Origin of the sequence: Vibrio zhugei (assembly GCF_003716875.1) — a bacterium.
GTDB lineage: Bacteria > Pseudomonadota > Gammaproteobacteria > Enterobacterales > Vibrionaceae > Vibrio > Vibrio zhugei.
In genome coordinates, this window is sequence record NZ_CP033077.1 from 502,525 (window position 1) to 521,809 (window position 19,285).

The following is a 19,285-nucleotide window of genomic DNA, read 5'->3' on the forward strand; positions in this document are numbered from 1 at the left end:
AAAAATAATGAAAGGTGATATCGGTGTAATTGGCCTAGCAGTTATGGGTCAAAACCTTATCCTAAACATGAATGATCACGGCTTTAAAGTGGTTGCGCATAACCGTACAGCTGCCAAAGTGGATGAGTTCCTAGAAGGCCCAGCAAAAGACACAAACATTGTTGGTGCACACACACTGGAAGAGTTAGTCGACAAACTAGAAAAACCGCGCAAAGTGATGTTAATGGTTCGCGCGGGCGACGTCGTCGATAAATTCATCGACAACTTAGTCCCATTACTGGATAAAGGCGACATCATCATTGATGGTGGTAACACCAACTACCCAGATACCAACCGCCGTGTGGCCGCGCTACGTGAGAAAGGCATTCACTTCATTGGTACTGGTGTTTCTGGTGGTGAAGAAGGCGCACGCTTTGGCCCATCTATCATGCCAGGTGGTTCACCTGAAGCATGGGAAGCGGTTAAACCTATCTTCCAAGGCATTTCAGCAAAAACAGACGCTGGCGAACCATGTTGTGACTGGGTAGGTAACGATGGTGCTGGTCACTTTGTGAAAATGGTTCACAATGGGATTGAATACGGTGACATGCAGTTGATCACCGAAGCTTACCAATTCATGAAAGACGGTCTAGGCCTTAGCGGCGACGAAATGCAAGCCGTCTTTGCTGATTGGAACAAAACTGAGCTAGACAGCTACCTTGTGGAAATCACTGCCGATATCCTGGGTTATAAAGATGAAGCAGGCAAGCCACTGGTTGACAGCATTCTTGATACCGCAGGCCAAAAAGGTACCGGTAAATGGACGGGTATCAATGCGTTAGATATGGGCATTCCATTGACCTTGATCTCGGAATCTGTGTTCTCTCGCTGCCTATCGGCGTTGAAAGACCAACGTGTTGCCGCTGAAAAACTGTTCGGTTCTAAAAACACGAAAGTTGACGGTGATAAACAAGAATGGATTGATGCTCTGCGCCAAGCGCTACTTGCTTCAAAAATCATTTCTTACACACAAGGCTTTATGTTGATGCGTGAAGCATCAAACGAAAACAACTGGGATCTGAACTACGGTAACGTGGCTCTAATGTGGCGTGGTGGTTGTATCATCCGTTCTGCATTCCTAGGTAACATTCGTGATGCCTACGCAAAAGATCCTGAGTTGGCTTTCCTAGGCTCTGATGAATACTTCAAAGGTATTCTTGATAACTGTATGGCAGCATGGCGTAAAGTGGCAGCGAAATCGATGGAAGTCGGTATTCCAATGCCATGTACAACATCGGCACTGAGCTTCCTAGATGGGTACACAACCGCACGTCTACCTGCTAACTTGCTGCAAGCACAGCGTGACTACTTTGGCGCACACACTTACGAGCGCCTAGATCGTCCACGTGGTGAGTTCTTCCATACTAACTGGACAGGGACAGGCGGCGATACCGCGTCTACTACCTACGACGTATAAGCCTCTAATACGAGAGAGTTATTTTCTCGTTTAATCAGTCATATACATCTAAAGGAGGATGCTAAATTATTTAGCATCCTCTATTTTTTGTCTATGACACGACATGAGGATGCCGTCTATGACATTTAATTACTACTACGTAATCCAGCCCTCAGCTTTGAAAACCGCCAATGCCTTGGTTGAGCAATACAAGGTCCCTGACGATCCGAAAGCACTTCGCGAGTATTGGGTCGCGCTCGCACAGCAGCGTGGCGGCCTTGGGACTCAAGATTTATCGTCATAGACAAAAAAAGGAACGCCGCCGCGTTCCTTTTTTGATTCTGTTAACGATGAGCGTTATTGAACTTTAAACTGCCGAACAACTTGAGACAGTCCATTAGACGTTTGTCCTAAGTTATCACTAATCGAGTGAGTGCTGGACGCATTGTTATTCAACTCGGTAATCAAGTCTTGGATTTGCGCCATATTACGGCTGATTTCGGCGGTAACATGACTTTGCTCTTCCGCTGAGGTCGCCATCAAGGTATTGAGATCATTAATTTCCATCACCGACTCTGTCATGGTATTCAATGATTCCATGACTTGATTGGTATTGGTGGCGGTGGCTTCGCAGCTTGCGCGAGTCGATTCCATTTTCACGACGACATTTTCCGTAGTACTGCGTAATTGACTCAACATCTTATTAATTTGCCCTGTACTGTCTTGCGTGCGACTGGCCAGCGCGCGGACTTCATCGGCCACCACCGCAAAACCCCGTCCCTGCTCGCCCGCTCGCGCGGCTTCAATCGCTGCGTTCAATGCCAGTAGGTTGGTTTGCTCGGCGATTTCACCAATAACACCCAATACTTTTTCAATTTGTGTGGTATCCGCACTCATCGCAACAATCGTCTCAGACATGCCGGTGACATCCGCTTCTAACGCATTCACACTATCCACGGCTTGGTTAATGACGACTTTCGATTCTGAGGCATACGCACTGGTCGATTCGGTCAGCTTCGCGGCATCTGTGGCGCTTTGTGCAATCGACCCCGCCGTTGCATTCATTTCTTCAATCGCAGCAATCACTTGTTCGGTTTCAACCGTGTGAGCTTCTAATGCGGTAACATTCGAGCGTGCCTGCGCACCCAGTTGCGAAACCGCATCATCAATGTCGTTGGACGATTTAGACACATCAATGAACATGGTTTGCAATTGCGCGATAAACTGGTTAATGGAATGGCTGATTTGACCAATTTCATCGCGTGAGGTCACCGCCAAGCGTTGCGTCAAATCCCCATTGCCTTGGGATAATTCAGCAATCACCGCCTTCAATTGCAATAATGGCTTAAAGGCAAAAGATAAAATCATCACACCTAAGCTAATCACCACAATGGCACACAGGATCAATGCAATGGTGATCTTCCAGTTCAGTGCATTGGTATTGGCTTGAATCGTGTCGTTATTAATGTAGCCATTCAATTCCCATTGTTTGCCCGCGACATCAATAGGATGGCTGATCTTAGTGAGTTTACCGGGCTTTTTATTGCTAAAAATAGCGATATGATTGGGTGAGATGAGCTCTAAATAACTGCCCGACAAGGCGTAATCTTGCAAGGTGGTTTGCAGCTTACTTAAATCCACGACAAAGAAATCAAACGATTCATCTTCACGACGGATAGAGATGGTCAGTACGGGCTTGTCACCTTCCATGGTAACGGGAGAAATCTTCATGGGTTGACTTTGATTCTCCGCCATTGCAACGTAGGCACTCGCGGCTTTGTCTTCCATATTGCCATCGGCATCAAACGCATAGCCGTTGACGACTTTAATAATACGTGAAAAGCCGGAGCGTTTTTGCGTATCGGCGATATCCATCATGCTGAACTGTAACGTTTTCGCGAGTTTAATTTTCGAGTTCAGTTCCGCATCAATTTTTTTGTTCACTAATCCAATATTGTGGGTAATGTTCTGAGTACTGGTCCGTTCAATATAATGACTAATATAATAATTAACACTGAGATTAGACACGAGAATAGTAATGAAAATAATAGCAACGATGACCGCTATTATTTTATTCTTAAAAGAAAGATTGCGCATAACACCTTAGGTCCTTCAAAAGTGATTACTGGGATTGTTGCAAATTGTTTCAGTCTTTGATTGCCTTTCACGGACTGATATTTTAATTATTAAGCCGTATGCTATGCGAGGCTGCCAAGAGTTGCAAATCTTTAAAGCAAATAATTTCTCGCACGAATAATCTTTAAGATCGCTGAAAACACATTAATAACGGCTTATGTCGAAATAAATGTAATGACACGACATAATAGTGTGAACATTATCACTAAATTCAATTGTGATTTTCTCTCTCTACCCGATTTTTCCTTACGATGACGTATGCCATGCAATTATTGATTTAATGGTTGCATATCAATCCAATACAATTTAGATTTATAGCCATCTAAACGTCTGTAACTGCAACTAGGTTGAATCCGAGGAAGTAACATGTCAAAAAATACCATCAGTATTCTTGATGGCGGTATGAGCCGCGAGCTGGAAAAGCTTGGCGCGCCATTTCGTCAACCAGAGTGGTCCGCACTCGCACTGATTGAGACGCCCAATCTCGTTCGTGATGCCCATCAAGCCTTTATTGATGCTGGCTCACAAGTGATCACCACCAACAGTTACGCCGTGGTTCCTTTTCATATCGGTGACCAACGTTTTCGTCAAGAAGGAAAGCAACTCGCGGCCCTTTCAGGAAAAATGGCAAAAGAAGCGGTGGCCAATACTGGCAACACAGCAAAAATTGCGGGCTCATTACCCCCTTTATTTGGTTCTTATCGCGCGGATTTGTTTGAAGCGGAGCTGGTGACCGATATCGCGACCCCTTTGATTGAGGGATTGGCGCCCTATGTCGATGTCTGGCTCAATGAAACGCAAAGTTTGATTGCCGAACCAAAAGCGATGCATTCTCTGCTCAAAGCGCTTGGCCATGACGACAAACCGCTGTGGGTGTCGTTTACGTTAGAAGATGAAACCGTGACCGACATACCGCGCTTACGATCCGGTGAAAGCGTTGAAGAAGCAGTGATTGCGATGGCGAATGGCGGCGTCGCCGCCATTTTATTCAACTGCTGCCAGCCGGAAGTCATTGGCGAAGCCATTCGGATCGCGCGCGAAACCTTACATCGTTTAGGTCAATCCGACATCCAGCTCGGCGCGTATGCCAATGCGTTCGCTCCTCAATCGAAAGATGCGGCCGCGAATGAAGAATTGGATGAGATCCGTGATGATTTGACCCCACCGTCTTACGTCAATTGGACCCAGCAGTGGGTTGACGAAGGCGCCACTCTGTTAGGTGGATGCTGTGGTATCGATGTAGAGCACATCGCGAAGCTCCGCCAGCATTTCTCAGCGTAATCCTCTCGATAAAGCCAGAGTCACCCGGCTCTGGCATCATTGTCCGTCTCAACCTGTGGCGATAGCGCCTCCTCCCACCTGTTTTCTCTTTGCAACAAGACCTATTGCATCCAGTTCAACGTGGCCATGATGGTGTTCTTTGACGCTCTCCTTCCTCTCTCATTTAACATGTGATGCATTTGTCACATGCTATTTACATCTAAAGGGGTATTGCCTTTAAAAATCATCAAAAACCCGTGTATTTTATGTAAAATGACTCACTAATGAGACACTTTCTTACCCTTGTCATTCATTTTTTAAAATATTATTAACCTAAATCAAAGTTATCCTCCTCGCCCTAAGCTATTTTCCCCTGCAGATAAGGGGCGAACTCGCCCCGCCCAATCCAACCGTAAAAAGGATCGTGTATGTTTCGATTTTACCGAACTCAAAGTGTCGGATTTCAACTCCGCCTTATCATGTTGTTATGCTTAGTGTGTGCTTTTTCAGCGATTGCCACGTGGGTGTATCGAGATGCCGACGAATTACTCTTGTCATCGGCATTAAATGAACAACAATCACGTATCGAAGCGTTGGCCGAAAGTCTCGCGGGACAATTCGATGCCTATTTAGCCACGAGTAAAAAGTTAGAATCTACATTCCAAAATGGCTATTTACATGGCTTAACTCCCGGTTCAAATACGGTGACGTTTAACGGAGAGCAAGTGCAAGACCTGATTATCGATGGTAAAAGCGTGGTCGGTGATTACACATTGGTGGATCGTTTTACACGCGATACGGGTGCCATTGCGACGATTTTTGCACCGGAAGGAAGCGATTGGCTACGCGTGTCTACCTCATTGAAAAATCGCGCCAACCAACGTGCGGTAGGGACTCGATTAGGTACCGACCACCCAGCCTATAGCCAACTCATGGCAGGCCAAGACTACTACGCGGCGGTGGAACTATTTGGTAAACGTTATATCACTTACTACTCTCCGATGCGTAATGCACAAGGCAAAATCACCGCCATCATTTTCATCGGTTTACCTATCGATACCGTCGCTAAAAACATTTTCTCGTCATTGAGCAATATCAAATGGGGAAAAACCGGCTATACCATCGTGGTGGACACCGCGCCAAATAACCTTGGCCATTATTTAGCCGCCCCTGACCGAGTTCAATCCGATACGCCGATTCAAGATTATATCGATTCAGACAATCAAAAACCCTTTGCCCACATCTTTTCACAAAATAACGGTACGGTGGTCTTTCCCTATAGCCATGGTGAACTCTCTGGGGAAAAATATCTGGTCTATGTGCATGTTGATGGTTGGGATTGGAAACTGCTCGGCGGCACATTTATTTCTGAAATAACGGAAGAAAGTAATACCTTACTTACCCACATTTTGATTGTCTCTACGGTTGTTGGATTACTTAGCCTTGCTGTGATTTCTTGGTTCTTTACCAAGTTAACGCGCCCGCTGACGCAAGTCTCGGGGTATATGGAACAACTGAAATCAGGCAACATTAGTTTGGATCTGCACGCGACAGATGAAGGTGCGAAAAACGAAGTGACTCGCTTGCGCAATAGCGTAGTGGCCATGGCGACGCGTTTGCGTGAGCTGGTGGATGACATCAAACACACCAGTAACGAAGTCAGTCATAATGCCGATAATGTTGAATCTGACGCGTCAGAGAACCTCAAACACAGTCATGCCCAGCAAGCACAAATTGAGCAAATGGTCGCGGCGATAGAAGAGATGGCCACGTCAGCACAAGAAGTCGCGACGCAAGTGGAAAGCATTGCCGAAAATGTCCGCCAAGCCGATAGTAACGCGCAATCGGGCTCTCGCGTTGTCGATTCCGTCAGAACCGAAATCACCGCACTCAATGCTCAGTTAAGTGACTCCTCCCAAGCGATTGAGCAAGTGAGCATCGACAGTCAGAACATTCAAACCGTCACCTCCATGATTGATGGCATTGCAGAGCAAACGAACCTACTGGCGCTCAATGCCGCCATTGAGGCCGCGCGCGCCGGAGAACAAGGTCGAGGCTTTGCCGTTGTCGCAGATGAAGTGCGAACGCTGGCAAGCCGAACCCAAGAATCCGTTAAAAATGTGGTGAGTATCATTGAGAAATTGAATAACTCGACCCAGAGCGCCGTCAACTTAATGCATTCAAGTCAAGAGAGTGCCACGCGCGTTCTCGCCTCAGCGGAGCAAGCGGGCGACGCGTTATCCTTGATCACCACGCAAGTCAATGACATCACGCTACAAGCGGACACCATTGCGGCGACCGCCGAAGAGCAAGCCAATGTGTCACAAGAAATTGCGGCGAATGCGACCGAGATCAGTGAGTTGAATAAAACCACCCATGCGATCAGTGAGCAAACGACCGCCAGCGCGCAGGTGTTAGCGACGCAAGCTTCTCACTTGAACGAGAAGATGGAATTCTTCCATTAAGGCGTCCACAGAACACGCCGGTGAAGGCGTAGCGTGTTAGCGCTGCGCTTCACCTCCATTCAAAAAAGCCAGGCATCACGCCTGGCTTTTTTTGAATATGTGAGATTACACGCCCATCGCTAGGAGTGATTCTCCTAGCAGGCATTTAAATCGCCCTACCGATGCCTCTCCATACTGGTTTGTCACCGTCTCAGACAAGCGATTTAAGGTGGCTTGACCAAAGTGGTGTCCTCGGTCTGAAGACACCATATGGTGGAAGATCAAACGGATGAGCGCGATAAACTCAGCATTGCTGAGCGCTTTTTGCCAACTTGCCGCAAACGTGTCGACACTGTCTGAAAAATCTAAATGGCTCACCAAGGTATTAAAAATACGGTCATCTAATGACGAGGCAAAATCCGTTTTCTTTGGAAAATGATGACTAATGCCAGTACGAGATATGCCAGTTTGTCGACTTAGCGAGGTATAAGACATTTTGTCGTACCCGAGCCGAATCAACTGATCGACTACCGCATCCATTATCTTTTGAATGGTCACTTCCGTATCTTCTTTACTACGTTTTGGCATTGTATAAGACTCTATTTCACTATTAATAAATAATAATGATCAACAGAGTGAGTAAACATCCTTACATTTCGCTGTTACTGTCGCTCTGTTACATCATTTCCAAGCATGACAAATTTAGTGAGATCTTCGACCACTTATCAGTGATTAATTTGTCAATATATTCTCATTATTGATACTATAAGAAACTGATCGCTTATTAAAATGTTATTTTTAACTATCTCAATTTAACTCACTCTTTCATGGGGAGTTTTACAGTTTGGCATTCGCCGAATACGGGAGTAAAATAACCTTGTTTTTTATGGGAGGATTTACAATGAGTACAGAAAACTATGTAGAAGAGGAAGTATGTGAAGCCTGTGGCTGTGCTGGAGAAGTCGGCTATATCATTAATGAAGGCGACGAAATCGCGTCCGTTTCTGTATTTGCAAACGATAAAGTCACTCTGCAAGAAGAGTTCGAAAAATACGTCGCTCTCGCGAAAGAAGTGAATGAAAACGTGACTTATCAGATCGATCCTGCCTCAAATAATGAGACTGAACTCCACGCAAACTTCACATTTGAAGTCAGTGCTGAAAAAATCATTTTTGAGTTAAGATCACGCTCTTTAATGCGCTAATTATTCTGAATGCATCTATAACGACGCGGCTTCCTCTATTTTCATGGAAGATGCCGCGTACTTTTCTCCATCGCTTGACCAACCCAATTCCGCTTTTCCTTGGTTATTTGCTATGATGATAGCTCACCCATTTCGTCTGGATACAGTCAATGCGACGATGTCACGTTCCCCTTTTGAGTTTATTATGGCTTGTCAGCTATAGCGCGTCCCCACAGGCATTGGACAGCTATCATATTCTCAACTATTTGGATAATTACGGTAATCTTGACCTGCGTAATAAGCCATTTACGTCGCTGCCCGCAGGCTTAGTGATCAAAGGGAATTTAAACATCGCCAAAACGCCCATGACAGCGCTTCCTGATGGCATTCGTATTCAAGGCAGTTTGGATGCCTCCAACAGTGAGTTACGCAAAGTGCCACGCAGTGCCACCATTCAGGGGTATGCCAATTTTTTAGGCGCCCAGTTGCGCTCTTGGCCGCGAGGCGTCAAAGTCGGTGGCTATCTGAATTTTACTGACACCCCTCTACAAAAACTGCCCGCAAGGCTCAGAGTGAAGGGCGATTTAAGTGTGATACGCACCCCAATGACTGAGTTACCAAACGGTATTGTCGTGCAAGGCAACTTGTATATCGGCGGGTCTAAAATCACCACCTTCCCCGATACCATGACGGTGAATGGCAATATCTTTTTAGGCGGTAACCGTATTACACATTGGCCGAAAAACCTGACATTAGGGGGCGCTGTCGCGCCATAAGCCAGAGTGTGGGCTGACGTTGCTTTTACTGCGTATATCGATAAAAAAAGAGAAGCCATTGGCTTCTCTTTTTTGTGGTTGTCGCTGAGGTGGTTTCTACTGGCGTTTCGTCGGCCAGCCGATACCTCACGCTTATGAATGGCCTGGCCGATTACGCACAGGGTTGGCGTAGCTATCCAATAAATACGGATGAGCCGCTTTAGGCAATTGCGCTAATTTATTATCCAGAATCGCTTTGACCTCATCAGAGACATCATCACGCGCAGGATCATTCGCCAAATAATTAATCGGGAATAATTTGTAGTGCTCATGAATTTGGCGGTCAATTTCCTGAGCCAAAATGTCAGGGGTGTCGCAATGCTGCTCAATCACATCCCCAAACGTCACATGCACGCGCCCTTTTTCACCAATGATCCCTTGAATGATGCTTTCAATGTCTTCAAATTCGCCTTTTTCATAAGCGCCAGTTTCTGCTTTTTCATACAGTTCACGCGCTTTAGACACATCACACGGGTCGTACTCGTAAGAGATCGACACAGGGACAATTTTCAGTAAGCGGACGTAATCACCAAAATCAATTTTCTGCTTACGGCCTTCCACATGGAACATTTTCAAAATGGCAGGATCGGTATAATCGTTGCCATCTTTGGCTCGGCCTTCCTTTTGGGCGATCCACACGGAATTACTGGTATCCAATGAATGTTTAATATACGACGACAGCGTGGACAACGCTTTCATCATTTCACGCGGACCTTTCATTGAGCGTTTAACAATGAAGCTTTTATTTAACCTCATGAGCTCGGTCGCACAAGGCTTACGCAATAGGTTATCACCAATAGCGATGCGCACAGTCCGGTGGCCGTGGGTATACAAGCCATAGTTGACTAGCGCTGGATCCATGGCAATATCACGGTGGTTAGAAATAAACAGATAAGACGTCTCTTTATCAAGCTTATCTAAGCCGCTGTAAGTCACGCCTTCTGTGGTGTGACTTAACGTTAAGTCCATATACTTTTTCACTTCCAGTTGAATCGCTTCAACTGACGTTAACTTAGCCCATTTGAACTTTAAGTACATTTTTACCAACGGGCTCATCAAAGATTTAACCCAACCCGGTTGGCGTTCAAAACGATGCTGCAAAATTGCCGAGATAAACTCTTCATCGTTGATCAATCTGCTCAAAGCAGCAGGAATTTCCTCATCATTATAAGGACGAATATCAGAATATGGATCAGTTTTCGTTGTCATTGTTTTTTTTACATCAAAAATAATAAGCGGCCCTATTCTACCTATACTCATCAGCACTCGCAGCTTGCCAGAGATGGAGTTGAACAGGTCGGACCAAAAAGATAACTTTCAATTCGTATCGAGTTGGTTTTTCTTTAAAGAAGCGGTACTCTAGCGCCCTTAGCACCACGAGGTATTCTATGAACTACGCGATCCAGTGTGACACTCGTCATTTTCCTACATTACATATCACTGCACGTAAGCGAGCGAACAAGCACAGCTTCATACACGTTCAGCAAGGATTATTACTTTGCCGTTTGGGCAAATATGATTACGCCATTGAAGCAGGGCAAAGCTTTTGGATTCCACTGGATTGCCTATGCGCACTCACCTGTTTTCCGAACACACGCTATACATGTGTCGACTTTTCTGTCCGGCTACGCGACGCATTCCCTCACCAAGCGGGTTATATCACCCCGACGAACTTGACCTCGTCAGCACTCGAAAGACTACAGCAAATCGATCGTGATGACCCATTATTTGTGCCATTGACCCAAATAATGCGAGCCGAAGTCACGCGTTGTGTACCGCATTTGTCACAGAGTCAACTCACCAACTCCGTGTCCACTTGGACGCCAGAGCATTCTGCTGGCCTAGCCCAAGAGCAGCATATGGTATTACTTGTCAGAGAAGCGATCAAACGAAAACAGTCAGGCCAAGCCACAGAAACCCTTTTAAGCGAACTTTTTGCTGGTGATCGTGCGTTTGCTGAGCAATGGATGCAGGTCATTGCCGGTCGTTCGCTCGATAAAAAGTAGCCGCGAACCGCAAAGCCCACTCAGGCTGCGAGCGACAGATGCCATCGCTCGTGGCTCGCTCTTACTATGGAGAGGAGATATTGCTCACGATCGGCGACATATCGTGACAACCCTCTCATTCTCACCTAGACTTACTGTATGATTTACCTAAATAAGTTGATAAAAATGACAATAAGCCACGCCCTTTTTTGGCGACGTTTTCTCGCCTGTCTCTGTCTATTCAGTGTTTCCTCTATGACCTATGCAAATAACTGGTATTCCGAACGTGATGACGCCCAACACACCGGAGCGTCATTTGTGATTGGTGCGGCTTCCGAAGTGTATTTTAATAATTTACTCTACAGCAATGCCTCTTGCATGGCGGTCGGGGTGGCCAAAGAAGTCCGTGACGAAATCAGCTATGGTGGGTTCAGTAACAGTGATTTAGGTTATGATTTGGTGGGATGTGTCTCGGGTACGCTGCTCTCACGCTTTGTGATGCACGGCCTGTCGATCTCCGCGAACGACAACCGCTTTTCCCTTAACTACCAACTGTCCTTTTAATTAACGGGCTGACTCATCCGCTCGGTGTGAGTCAGCACGATAATGTGATGTCATGGTCTCTTGAGCTACGCTCCGGTCACTGTGACATCGGTTTTCGGGACACAACAACACGCCAGTGCAAGCCCTTGTTGACGCTCTTCCTCACTGAGCGCTGGCGCGTCTGCCTGCTCAACCTCACCGTTGTCGATATGAACTCGGCATGCCCCACAAGTTCCCGCTCGGCAACTGTAATCCAAGAACAACCCAGCCGCTTCCGCTTGATCTAACAAGGTTTGTTGATTATTGCCACTCACAGCTTGTTGATTGATGGTTAATTGCAAGGCCTTAAAGGGCTCCGCTACTTTGGTCACCACACCAAACGACTCTTGATGATAAGCGCTCTCAGGCAAGCCTTTCTTGGTAAGCAACTGTTTGGCTTTGTTCATAAAACCCTCAGGACCACACACATACACTTGCCGTTGTTCAAGCTTGTCAATCGGTTTGATATGCGATAACGATAAGCGACCTTTCAAACCATGCCAGTCGCCATCCGGTTGCGTTAAGCACAGCCGCACCGCTAACCCTGGATGTTGATGATTCAGTTGTTCGAGTTCTTGCATGCATGGAATGTCGGCTTTACTGCGGCATTGATGAAAAAATACCACATCATTTAATTGATGCCGATCGGCGAGGTAACGCAACATGGATAACATGGGGGTAATACCACTGCCCGCAGAGAGCAGTAACAACGGCGCCGAACTCGCCGCCTCATCGCCGAGATAGAACCGGCCTTCCGGCTCTCGCACCACGAGGCTGTCGCCGACCTGCAAATGCTCCATCAACCAATTCGAGACTCGTCCACCAGCCACTCGTTTGACCGAAATCGCCAAGCTGTCGGGACGCGTTGGGCTCGATGACAACGAATAATGGCGCGTAACCAGCTTACCATCAATGTGCAATTCAATCGGAAGAGACTGACCGGGACGATAATGGATACGCTCACCTGATTTGGTTCGCAGCCAAAACGTCACAAAATCGCGCGCGATGACTTCGCGAGCCACGCATTCCATCTTATGTCGATCATCGTGATACTGAACGGGTTCGTGGTATTCAAGCACCTCAATGTCATCTTCGATACTGATCATGCCCTCGTTTAACGCCACTAAGTTCTGCCCAAAATCGGCTCCGCCATTTTGATTCTGACGAAAGCGCAATAAGGTTTTTAAGGGTTCCTGACTATCACGAAACTGTCCTGAGGTGGTATCGACGGTCGTCATAACACAGCGCTCACACGGCTTCACCGAGAGAAATTCCACCTCGCCAATCCGAATGCGTTTCCAACTGTCTTCAATAAATGGCGTCGAGCTCGCTACCACAAGATTAGGACGAAATTGACTCATACTATGCGTTTCTAAACTGCGTCGATTAAGCTCATCGAGCGACCCTTGACTAATCATTAAGAGTGGATAACCATCCGCAAAGCTGACATTGTGTCCGACCTTCTCACGAAACCGTTGCGATTGTTCCCCGGTGTACAAAAGCTGAACCGGTTGACCAACCACTTGGCTAAACCATTGGTTCGCGGCGTCATTGGTCGAGTACGCAGTGAACGTGTCTTTCCATACATTGGTCGTCACCGCGTCATAACCCAACTCATCATAGCGCAGCGTCAACGGTGAGGCGCTTAGCTCAGGCGCTGAGAATATCAATCCATGGGGCAGCAATGCCGAACGCACCGTGACCATTTGCGGATGGCGGCGCGCCGTGACCATACCGCCATCGGGATAGGCCACCATAAAACGGCGATCAAAACTCATTCCTTGTTTTTCTACCCATGCCTGAGACAATGATACGCCACCAACGGATTTAACAGGAAAAACATTGATGTGAGAAAGCTGACAAGCTGGCATTTTTAAGTCCTTATTATCCTTAATTATTTTAAGCATAAAGCAAAATAGTCTCTGTTGCACGTTGTCGCAGTGCCTACGCGTTTCCTCTAGTCACCGCTGCAAAAAACCCTCAATTAATCAGTGCAATCGTTTTCGGTTTCCTCTATCATCCTGTCGCCTACGCGTTACGGTTTTAAAAAACACCCAACCTTAGGCTCCACCACGGCTAATTTCTATTTCTGCAGGGAGCTATTATGACCACTCTTACGATTACTCGTCCAGACGACTGGCATGTTCATCTTCGTGATGGAGACGTCTTAACCGACACCGTCCGCGATATCAGTCGCTACAATGGCCGAGGCTTAATCATGCCGAACTTGGTTCCCCCCGTCATCAATACCGAGCTGGCCCAAGCGTATTACCATCGCATCATGGCAGAAAACCCAACCGCCTCTTTTTCTCCGTTAATGACACTCTACCTTACCGATAACACCACCGCTGACGATATCTACGCCGCCAAACACTCTGGCTTAGTGGTCGCGTGTAAGTTGTACCCAGCGGGCGCGACGACCAACTCGGATTCGGGTGTCACGTCCGTTAAAAATATTTACCCAGTACTGGAAGCCATGCAAGAGGCTGGACTTTTATTGCTTATTCACGGTGAAGTCACACACGGTGATGTTGATATTTTTGACCGAGAAAAAGCGTTCTTAGATAACGTCATGACACCGCTTGTCGACGACTTCCCCAATTTAAAAATTGTCATGGAACACATTACCACCGCCGATGCCGCCGCTTTCGTCAAGCAAGCGGGGGAAAATGTTGCCGCGACCATTACGGCTCATCATTTGCTCTTTAATCGTAATCATATGTTGGTGGGTGGTATACGCCCTCATTTCTACTGCCTGCCGATTCTTAAACGGGCGACGCATCAAGATGCGCTGATTCATGCCGCCACATCAGGCAATAAAAAATTCTTTCTTGGAACAGATTCCGCCCCTCATGCGCAAAGTGCGAAAGAAAGCGCTTGTGGTTGTGCAGGCCTCTATACGGCTCATGCCGCGTTAGAACTGTATGCAGAAGCATTTGAAAAAGCAGGGAAGCTTGAAAATCTAGAGGCATTTGCCAGTCACAATGGTGCGGATTTTTATGGATTGCCTCGCAACCAAGATACGGTAACCTTAGAGAAAAAACCGTGGACAGTCCCCACTGAAATGAAATTTGGTGCCAATGTTGTGATTCCAATGCGCGCTGGAGAAACCGTGCAATGGACCGTTACGAGCGCTTAATCTCATCCTAAAGGATAGAAGACAAAGCGCGTGCGATGCGCGCTTTGTCTCTTGTCGAAGGCGTCAACTCAATGCGCCTTTTGTCCAAGCAATGTGTGGTATCCCGCTAAGATTGCCACCAGCAGTAAACCAATAATCAGTCCAACCAATCCATTGAGCAGTGGCATGGCCAACATGGTACCGAAGGCCGTATTTTGTTGCGCCCCCAGCAACGTCTCAAGGCTATGATGAACAAGCGGAATATTATGCACAATAATGCCGCCACCAACGAAAAACATCGCTAAGGTGCCGACAACGGTTAAACCTTTCATCAGTTTTGGCGCAAAGCGGATCAACCCATTACCAAGCGTCGATAAAATACCGCGATTATCCGAACGACGATTCAAATAAAAGCCGAGATCATCGAGTTTGACAATCACCGCCACTAAACCATACACGCCGACGGTCATTAAAACGGCCACAAAACTCACCACCACAATGCGGTCGAACAATGTGCCTTGCCCTTGTACCGTGCCAAGCGCGATGACGATGATTTCGGCAGACAAAATAAAATCGGTACGAATCGCGCCTTTGACTTTTTGTTTCTCATAGCGCTCCAAATCGACTGGCGCAGTATGCGCGGCCTCTTTCTTTTGAGCAGAACGCTGTTTGTGTCCGGGTCCAAATCGCTCAACGATTTTTTCTGCCCCTTCAAAACTTAAATACAGGCCGCCTAGCATCAATAATGGCATTAATAACCACGGCACAAAGGCGCTGATCACCATGGCCAACGGCACTAATATACATTTGTTTCGCAACGATCCTTTTGCCACGCCCCACACCACCGGCAATTCACGCTTTGCCCCAACGCCCGCAACTTGCTCGGCATTTAAGGCCAAATCATCCCCTAAAAGCCCTGTGGTTTTCTTTGCCGCGACTTTTGACATAACGGCCACATCATCGAGCACCGTCGAAATATCATCTAATAATGTCAGTAAGCTTGCACCCGCCATGTTGGCTCCCGAATAATCAATAAAAGCATCGTGGTTCATCATGCCTAAAGCGCATGATCACATCTATAAATACCACGCAAGGTAACATACGTCCACTACAGATAGTGACAGCGTCACGTAAATAATCACACCATGCCACCCGCCCCTTCCTATCGGCGTTCACCGAGTCGCCCAACAAACCAGTCAGGAGTCTTGACGGCTTCAGCGCAATCAATGATGATTGAACCTCAGCAGCAAGCACAAGAAAACGTCTAGGAGAGTCGCATTCATGTCCAAGAATGATAATCAGCAAGGCCAAGCTATCACTTATACTGCCGCCCATTGGGGATTGTACGAAATCTCACAGAGCATGACGGAAAACATGACGATCGGCCCTTACCGTCATGATCCTAACCCTTCTGATATTGGTCGTTATTTGAATCACCCTCAAGTCGAGGCGTTACGCGTGCAAAAACCGGCCATACGTAAAGGCTGGTTAGACCAACAGCAAGGGAAACCGAGTGCACCCCGTGGCGGCGATGAGTACATCGAAGTGTCGTGGGATACCGCCTTAGACTACGCCGCTGATGCATTACGCAAAGTCAAACAGCAGCATGGCAACCAAGCGATTTTTGGTGGGTCGTATGGTTGGTCAAGTGCGGGACGTTTTCATCATTCACAAAGCCAAGTGCATCGTTTTTTAAATAGCTTTGGTGGCTATGTGCGCAGTAAAAACTCCTACAGCCTCGGCGCTGCGAGCGCATTATTGCATTGGCTGGTGATGCCAATGAAAGATCTCATGGAGTCCCATACCGATTGGAAGACCATGGAAAAGCATTGTGAGCTGTTTTTGTCATTTGGTGGTTCAAAATATCAAAATGCGCAGGTATCGACGGGCGGCACCGCTGAACACCGCACCCGCGGTGGCTTAAATGCCATGCATAACGCTGGCGTGCGTTTCATCAACGTCAGCCCTGTATCTGATGATATTGAAACCGGTGGCAATGTTGAATGGCTGCCCATCAAACCCAACACCGATACCGCGCTGATGCTTGCGCTGGCCTACACCTTATGGAAGCACGATTTACATGATCGCGATTTTATCGAGCGTTATTGTGTGGGCTACTCAGAGTTTGAACGTTATGTGACAGGCGAGACGGATCATCAACCCAAGGATGCGCACTGGGCTGCGGCTATCACGGGCCTTCCTGCTGAGCGCATTGAACAATTGGCCTTCGAATTGTCATCTCATCGCTCGATGATCAATATGGCATGGTCACTGCAACGCGCCGATCATGGTGAACAACCGTGTTTTGCACTGATTACCTTGGCAGCGATGCTCGGGCAAATTGGCTTACCCGGTGGCGGGTTTGCGTTTTGTTACGGCGCGGAAAATTTGCTGGGCAGTCCGCATAAGCATGTGTTTGGCCCCACCTTATCGCAAGGTAAGAATGCGGTTGAGCATTTTATTCCGGTCGCACGCATTGCCGATATGTTACTTCATCCGGGAGAGCACTTTACCTATGAAGGGAAGACCTACCAATATCAAGATATCCGCTTAATCTATTGGGCGGGTGGCAACCCCTTCCATCACCATCAAGACCTCAAGCGCTTATCGCAAGCGTGGCAGCGCCCTGAAACCATCATCACCAATGAACAATATTGGACGCCAGCCGCCAAGATGGCGGATATCGTCTTCCCGGCCACCACCACGATAGAGCGTAATGATATTTTCTACGCCAAGCGTGAGCCCATTATTGCCGCGATGAAACAGGCGAAATTACCCGAGGGACAAGCATGGGATGATTACGCCATTTTTGCCGCGTTATCCGAGCGTCTGGGCATTGCCGAGCAGTTTACGGAAGGGAAAACGGCGGATGAGTGGCTAGAGCATTTGTACAGCCATTGGCGTCAAGCGCTGAAAGAACAAGAAGACTTTGAATTGCCTGACTTTGCGACCTTCTGGCAAAACAATACCGCGGACATGCCGCACTCTGACGACCCGGTCATTATGCTCGAGGCGTTCCGACGCGATCCTGACGCTAATCCATTGAAAACGCCATCGGGCAAAATCGAGATTTTCTCTCAATCGATTGCCGATTTTGGTTTGCAAGATTGCCCGGGCTACGCGTGCTGGATTGAACCCCATGAATGGTTAGGCAGCCCGAAAGCCGAGCAATTTCCATTGCATTTAATCTCCGATCAGCCAAAGAACAAATTGCACAGTCAGCTCGACCATAGTCCACACAGTCGTAAAGACCGCATCAATGGTCGCGAACCCATTTATCTCAATCCACAAGATGCCGAGCGTCGTGGGATTATGCATGGCGATCTCGTGCAAGTTTTCAATGAGCGTGGTCGCTGCCTTGCCAGCGCCGTGCCAAGTGAGACGGTCCGTCAAGGCGTGGTCAGACTGTCAACAGGCGCCTGGTACGATCCCCAGCATTGGCACAATGACCAAGGTGAATGGCTTGAGAAACATGGCAATCCCAATGCGTTAACCGCCGATGTGCCTACCTCGAGTTTTGCTCAAGGCTGTACCGCTCAAACCTGTCTGGTTGAAGTCCAAGCATGGAAAGGAGAATCGCTCGCCGTCACCGCTTTTGATTTACCTTCACTCGCCACCGAGACTGACCATCACCAATCATAAGGCGTAACATCGACGCCTCACGCTCAGCCTATCCCAGCGTTTTATAGTGCGCTAGGTTGAGCGTGATTCCTCTTTGGCGAAAAGCATATGCGCCATGTACCCAACAATCACGAGGTTGACGAACAGCACGCTAACGCCCAATACACTGGTATGATGAAACAATTCATACAGTTCAAATGGCACATATATCGCTCCGCTGATCAGCGCAAACCATTCTGTCCAGACAAGCGCATGCCACAATCCATACGCTTCAACCAACCGTACGAGGGAATAGAGAAACGCCCCAAGGGCAAGTAACATCAGGTTACTGTCCGATAAGTGACCCAATGCATTGATAAAAATGCTTGGCAAATGACTGGCTGGATTCAAATGAGCATGACTGACGATAGATTCAGCAAACTGTCGCAAATTATGCCCCGCTAATACATGAAGCCCCAAACCGACGCACAGTGATATCAGGCCTTTAAACGCTTCCAATATCGCCACCAATCTCAAGCCTTTATTCACGGTTCTCATAGTGATTATTTACTCATGGTTATAGGACGACGCATCCCACTGGAACGTTCGCCAAGGTGTTCTGTATGCATTGCTAATACTATATCGATTCTGGGGAGCAAAGGCTGCTTTTTTTGATAGGGTTATCAAAGACAGTATTAGATGAAATTATCAATATTTGTGAAATACA

General features: G+C 47.3%; 16 protein-coding genes. 10 read left to right on the top strand and 6 right to left on the bottom strand.

Annotation, left to right across the window (positions count from 1 at the left end):
• The first annotated feature begins 7 nt into the window (after positions 1–7).
• Together gnd and EAE30_RS18720 are read left to right on the top strand one after the other, a co-directional pair.
• Positions 8–1,456: a decarboxylating NADP(+)-dependent phosphogluconate dehydrogenase gene (gene gnd / locus EAE30_RS02355; protein ID WP_123014489.1), complete on the top strand. Its 1,449-nt coding sequence runs from the start codon at positions 8–10 to the stop codon at positions 1,454–1,456.
• A 118-nt stretch (positions 1,457–1,574) separates the two neighbouring features.
• The gene (locus tag EAE30_RS18720) at positions 1,575–1,739 is read left to right on the top strand and encodes a hypothetical protein (RefSeq protein WP_164711772.1); all 165 of its coding nucleotides are present in this window, start codon (positions 1,575–1,577) and stop codon (positions 1,737–1,739) included.
• A 53-nt stretch (positions 1,740–1,792) separates the two neighbouring features.
• On the opposite strand, the gene EAE30_RS02360 is transcribed toward EAE30_RS18720, so the two are convergent.
• Entirely contained in the window at positions 1,793–3,532 is a 1,740-nt protein-coding gene (locus EAE30_RS02360) for a methyl-accepting chemotaxis protein (RefSeq protein ID WP_123014490.1), read from the bottom strand.
• 405 nt (positions 3,533–3,937) lie between these two features.
• Between EAE30_RS02360 and EAE30_RS02365 the strand changes: the two genes are divergently transcribed.
• Entirely contained in the window at positions 3,938–4,852 is a 915-nt protein-coding gene (locus EAE30_RS02365) for a homocysteine S-methyltransferase family protein (protein ID WP_199287042.1), read from the top strand.
• Between the two features lie 407 nt (positions 4,853–5,259).
• On the top strand, positions 5,260–7,296 hold the full coding sequence (locus EAE30_RS02370) for a methyl-accepting chemotaxis protein (protein WP_123014491.1): 2,037 nt from the start codon (positions 5,260–5,262) through the stop codon (positions 7,294–7,296).
• 105 nt (positions 7,297–7,401) lie between these two features.
• Here the strand turns inward: EAE30_RS02370 and EAE30_RS02375 are convergent, their stop codons facing one another.
• On the bottom strand, positions 7,402–7,863 hold the full coding sequence (locus tag EAE30_RS02375; RefSeq protein ID WP_123014492.1) for a TetR family transcriptional regulator: 462 nt from the start codon (positions 7,861–7,863) through the stop codon (positions 7,402–7,404).
• A gap of 313 nt (positions 7,864–8,176) precedes the next feature.
• Here EAE30_RS02375 and EAE30_RS02380 point away from each other — a divergent pair, with 313 nt between their 5' ends.
• Both EAE30_RS02380 and EAE30_RS02390 read left to right on the top strand, forming a co-directional pair.
• A complete protein-coding gene (locus EAE30_RS02380; protein ID WP_123014493.1) occupies positions 8,177–8,479 on the top strand; it encodes a DUF406 family protein in 303 nt (100 codons plus the stop codon).
• 149 nt (positions 8,480–8,628) lie between these two features.
• Positions 8,629–9,234 (top strand): leucine-rich repeat domain-containing protein, encoded by a 606-nt coding sequence (locus tag EAE30_RS02390; protein ID WP_164711773.1) that lies wholly within the window; start codon positions 8,629–8,631, stop codon positions 9,232–9,234.
• A 132-nt stretch (positions 9,235–9,366) separates the two neighbouring features.
• Here the strand turns inward: EAE30_RS02390 and EAE30_RS02395 are convergent, their stop codons facing one another.
• The gene (locus EAE30_RS02395; RefSeq protein ID WP_123014494.1) at positions 9,367–10,482 is read right to left on the bottom strand and encodes a 1-acyl-sn-glycerol-3-phosphate acyltransferase; all 1,116 of its coding nucleotides are present in this window, start codon (positions 10,480–10,482) and stop codon (positions 9,367–9,369) included.
• A 179-nt stretch (positions 10,483–10,661) separates the two neighbouring features.
• On the opposite strand from EAE30_RS02395, the gene EAE30_RS02400 reads away from it, so the two are divergent.
• On the top strand, positions 10,662–11,279 hold the full coding sequence (locus EAE30_RS02400) for an AraC family ligand binding domain-containing protein (RefSeq protein WP_123014495.1): 618 nt from the start codon (positions 10,662–10,664) through the stop codon (positions 11,277–11,279).
• 234 nt (positions 11,280–11,513) lie between these two features.
• Complete coding sequence (locus EAE30_RS02405; RefSeq protein ID WP_123014496.1) at positions 11,514–11,822, top strand: hypothetical protein; 309 nt, start codon at positions 11,514–11,516, stop codon at positions 11,820–11,822.
• A gap of 65 nt (positions 11,823–11,887) precedes the next feature.
• On the opposite strand, the gene EAE30_RS02410 is transcribed toward EAE30_RS02405, so the two are convergent.
• Positions 11,888–13,711 carry a hybrid-cluster NAD(P)-dependent oxidoreductase gene (locus EAE30_RS02410; RefSeq protein ID WP_123014497.1) on the bottom strand — a complete coding sequence of 608 codons (1,824 nt, stop codon included), beginning with the start codon at positions 13,709–13,711 and terminating at the stop codon, positions 11,888–11,890.
• Between the two features lie 233 nt (positions 13,712–13,944).
• On the opposite strand from EAE30_RS02410, the gene pyrC reads away from it, so the two are divergent.
• A complete protein-coding gene (pyrC, locus tag EAE30_RS02415) occupies positions 13,945–14,979 on the top strand; it encodes a dihydroorotase (protein ID WP_123014498.1) in 1,035 nt (344 codons plus the stop codon).
• Between the two features lie 68 nt (positions 14,980–15,047).
• On the opposite strand, the gene EAE30_RS02420 is transcribed toward pyrC, so the two are convergent.
• Positions 15,048–15,971: a DUF808 domain-containing protein gene (locus tag EAE30_RS02420; protein ID WP_123014987.1), complete on the bottom strand. Its 924-nt coding sequence runs from the start codon at positions 15,969–15,971 to the stop codon at positions 15,048–15,050.
• A 268-nt stretch (positions 15,972–16,239) separates the two neighbouring features.
• Here EAE30_RS02420 and EAE30_RS02425 point away from each other — a divergent pair, with 268 nt between their 5' ends.
• Positions 16,240–18,600 carry a molybdopterin-dependent oxidoreductase gene (locus tag EAE30_RS02425; RefSeq protein WP_123014499.1) on the top strand — a complete coding sequence of 787 codons (2,361 nt, stop codon included), beginning with the start codon at positions 16,240–16,242 and terminating at the stop codon, positions 18,598–18,600.
• A 51-nt stretch (positions 18,601–18,651) separates the two neighbouring features.
• Here EAE30_RS02425 and EAE30_RS02430 read toward each other — a convergent pair whose 3' ends face one another.
• Positions 18,652–19,116: a DUF2127 domain-containing protein gene (locus EAE30_RS02430; protein ID WP_123014500.1), complete on the bottom strand. Its 465-nt coding sequence runs from the start codon at positions 19,114–19,116 to the stop codon at positions 18,652–18,654.
• Positions 19,117–19,285 lie beyond the last annotated feature (169 nt).

Bases quoted from the DNA above. Each gene is read 5' to 3' on its own strand.
- pyrC (WP_123014498.1), top strand. From the start codon at position 13,945: ATGACCACTCTTACGATTACTCGTCCAGACGACTGGCATGTTCATCTT.
- EAE30_RS02420 (WP_123014987.1), bottom strand. From the start codon at position 15,971: ATGGCGGGTGCAAGCTTACTGACATTATTAGATGATATTTCGACGGTG.
- EAE30_RS02405 (WP_123014496.1), top strand. From the start codon at position 11,514: ATGACCTATGCAAATAACTGGTATTCCGAACGTGATGACGCCCAACAC.
- EAE30_RS02390 (WP_164711773.1), top strand. From the start codon at position 8,629: ATGCGACGATGTCACGTTCCCCTTTTGAGTTTATTATGGCTTGTCAGC.
- EAE30_RS02425 (WP_123014499.1), top strand. From the start codon at position 16,240: ATGTCCAAGAATGATAATCAGCAAGGCCAAGCTATCACTTATACTGCC.
- EAE30_RS02360 (WP_123014490.1), bottom strand. From the start codon at position 3,532: ATGCGCAATCTTTCTTTTAAGAATAAAATAATAGCGGTCATCGTTGCT.
- EAE30_RS18720 (WP_164711772.1), top strand. From the start codon at position 1,575: ATGACATTTAATTACTACTACGTAATCCAGCCCTCAGCTTTGAAAACC.
- EAE30_RS02370 (WP_123014491.1), top strand. From the start codon at position 5,260: ATGTTTCGATTTTACCGAACTCAAAGTGTCGGATTTCAACTCCGCCTT.
- gnd (WP_123014489.1), top strand. From the start codon at position 8: ATGAAAGGTGATATCGGTGTAATTGGCCTAGCAGTTATGGGTCAAAAC.
- EAE30_RS02365 (WP_199287042.1), top strand. From the start codon at position 3,938: ATGTCAAAAAATACCATCAGTATTCTTGATGGCGGTATGAGCCGCGAG.
- EAE30_RS02375 (WP_123014492.1), bottom strand. From the start codon at position 7,863: ATGCCAAAACGTAGTAAAGAAGATACGGAAGTGACCATTCAAAAGATA.
- EAE30_RS02395 (WP_123014494.1), bottom strand. From the start codon at position 10,482: ATGACAACGAAAACTGATCCATATTCTGATATTCGTCCTTATAATGAT.
- EAE30_RS02400 (WP_123014495.1), top strand. From the start codon at position 10,662: ATGAACTACGCGATCCAGTGTGACACTCGTCATTTTCCTACATTACAT.
- EAE30_RS02380 (WP_123014493.1), top strand. From the start codon at position 8,177: ATGAGTACAGAAAACTATGTAGAAGAGGAAGTATGTGAAGCCTGTGGC.
- EAE30_RS02410 (WP_123014497.1), bottom strand. From the start codon at position 13,711: ATGCCAGCTTGTCAGCTTTCTCACATCAATGTTTTTCCTGTTAAATCC.
- EAE30_RS02430 (WP_123014500.1), bottom strand. From the start codon at position 19,116: ATGAGAACCGTGAATAAAGGCTTGAGATTGGTGGCGATATTGGAAGCG.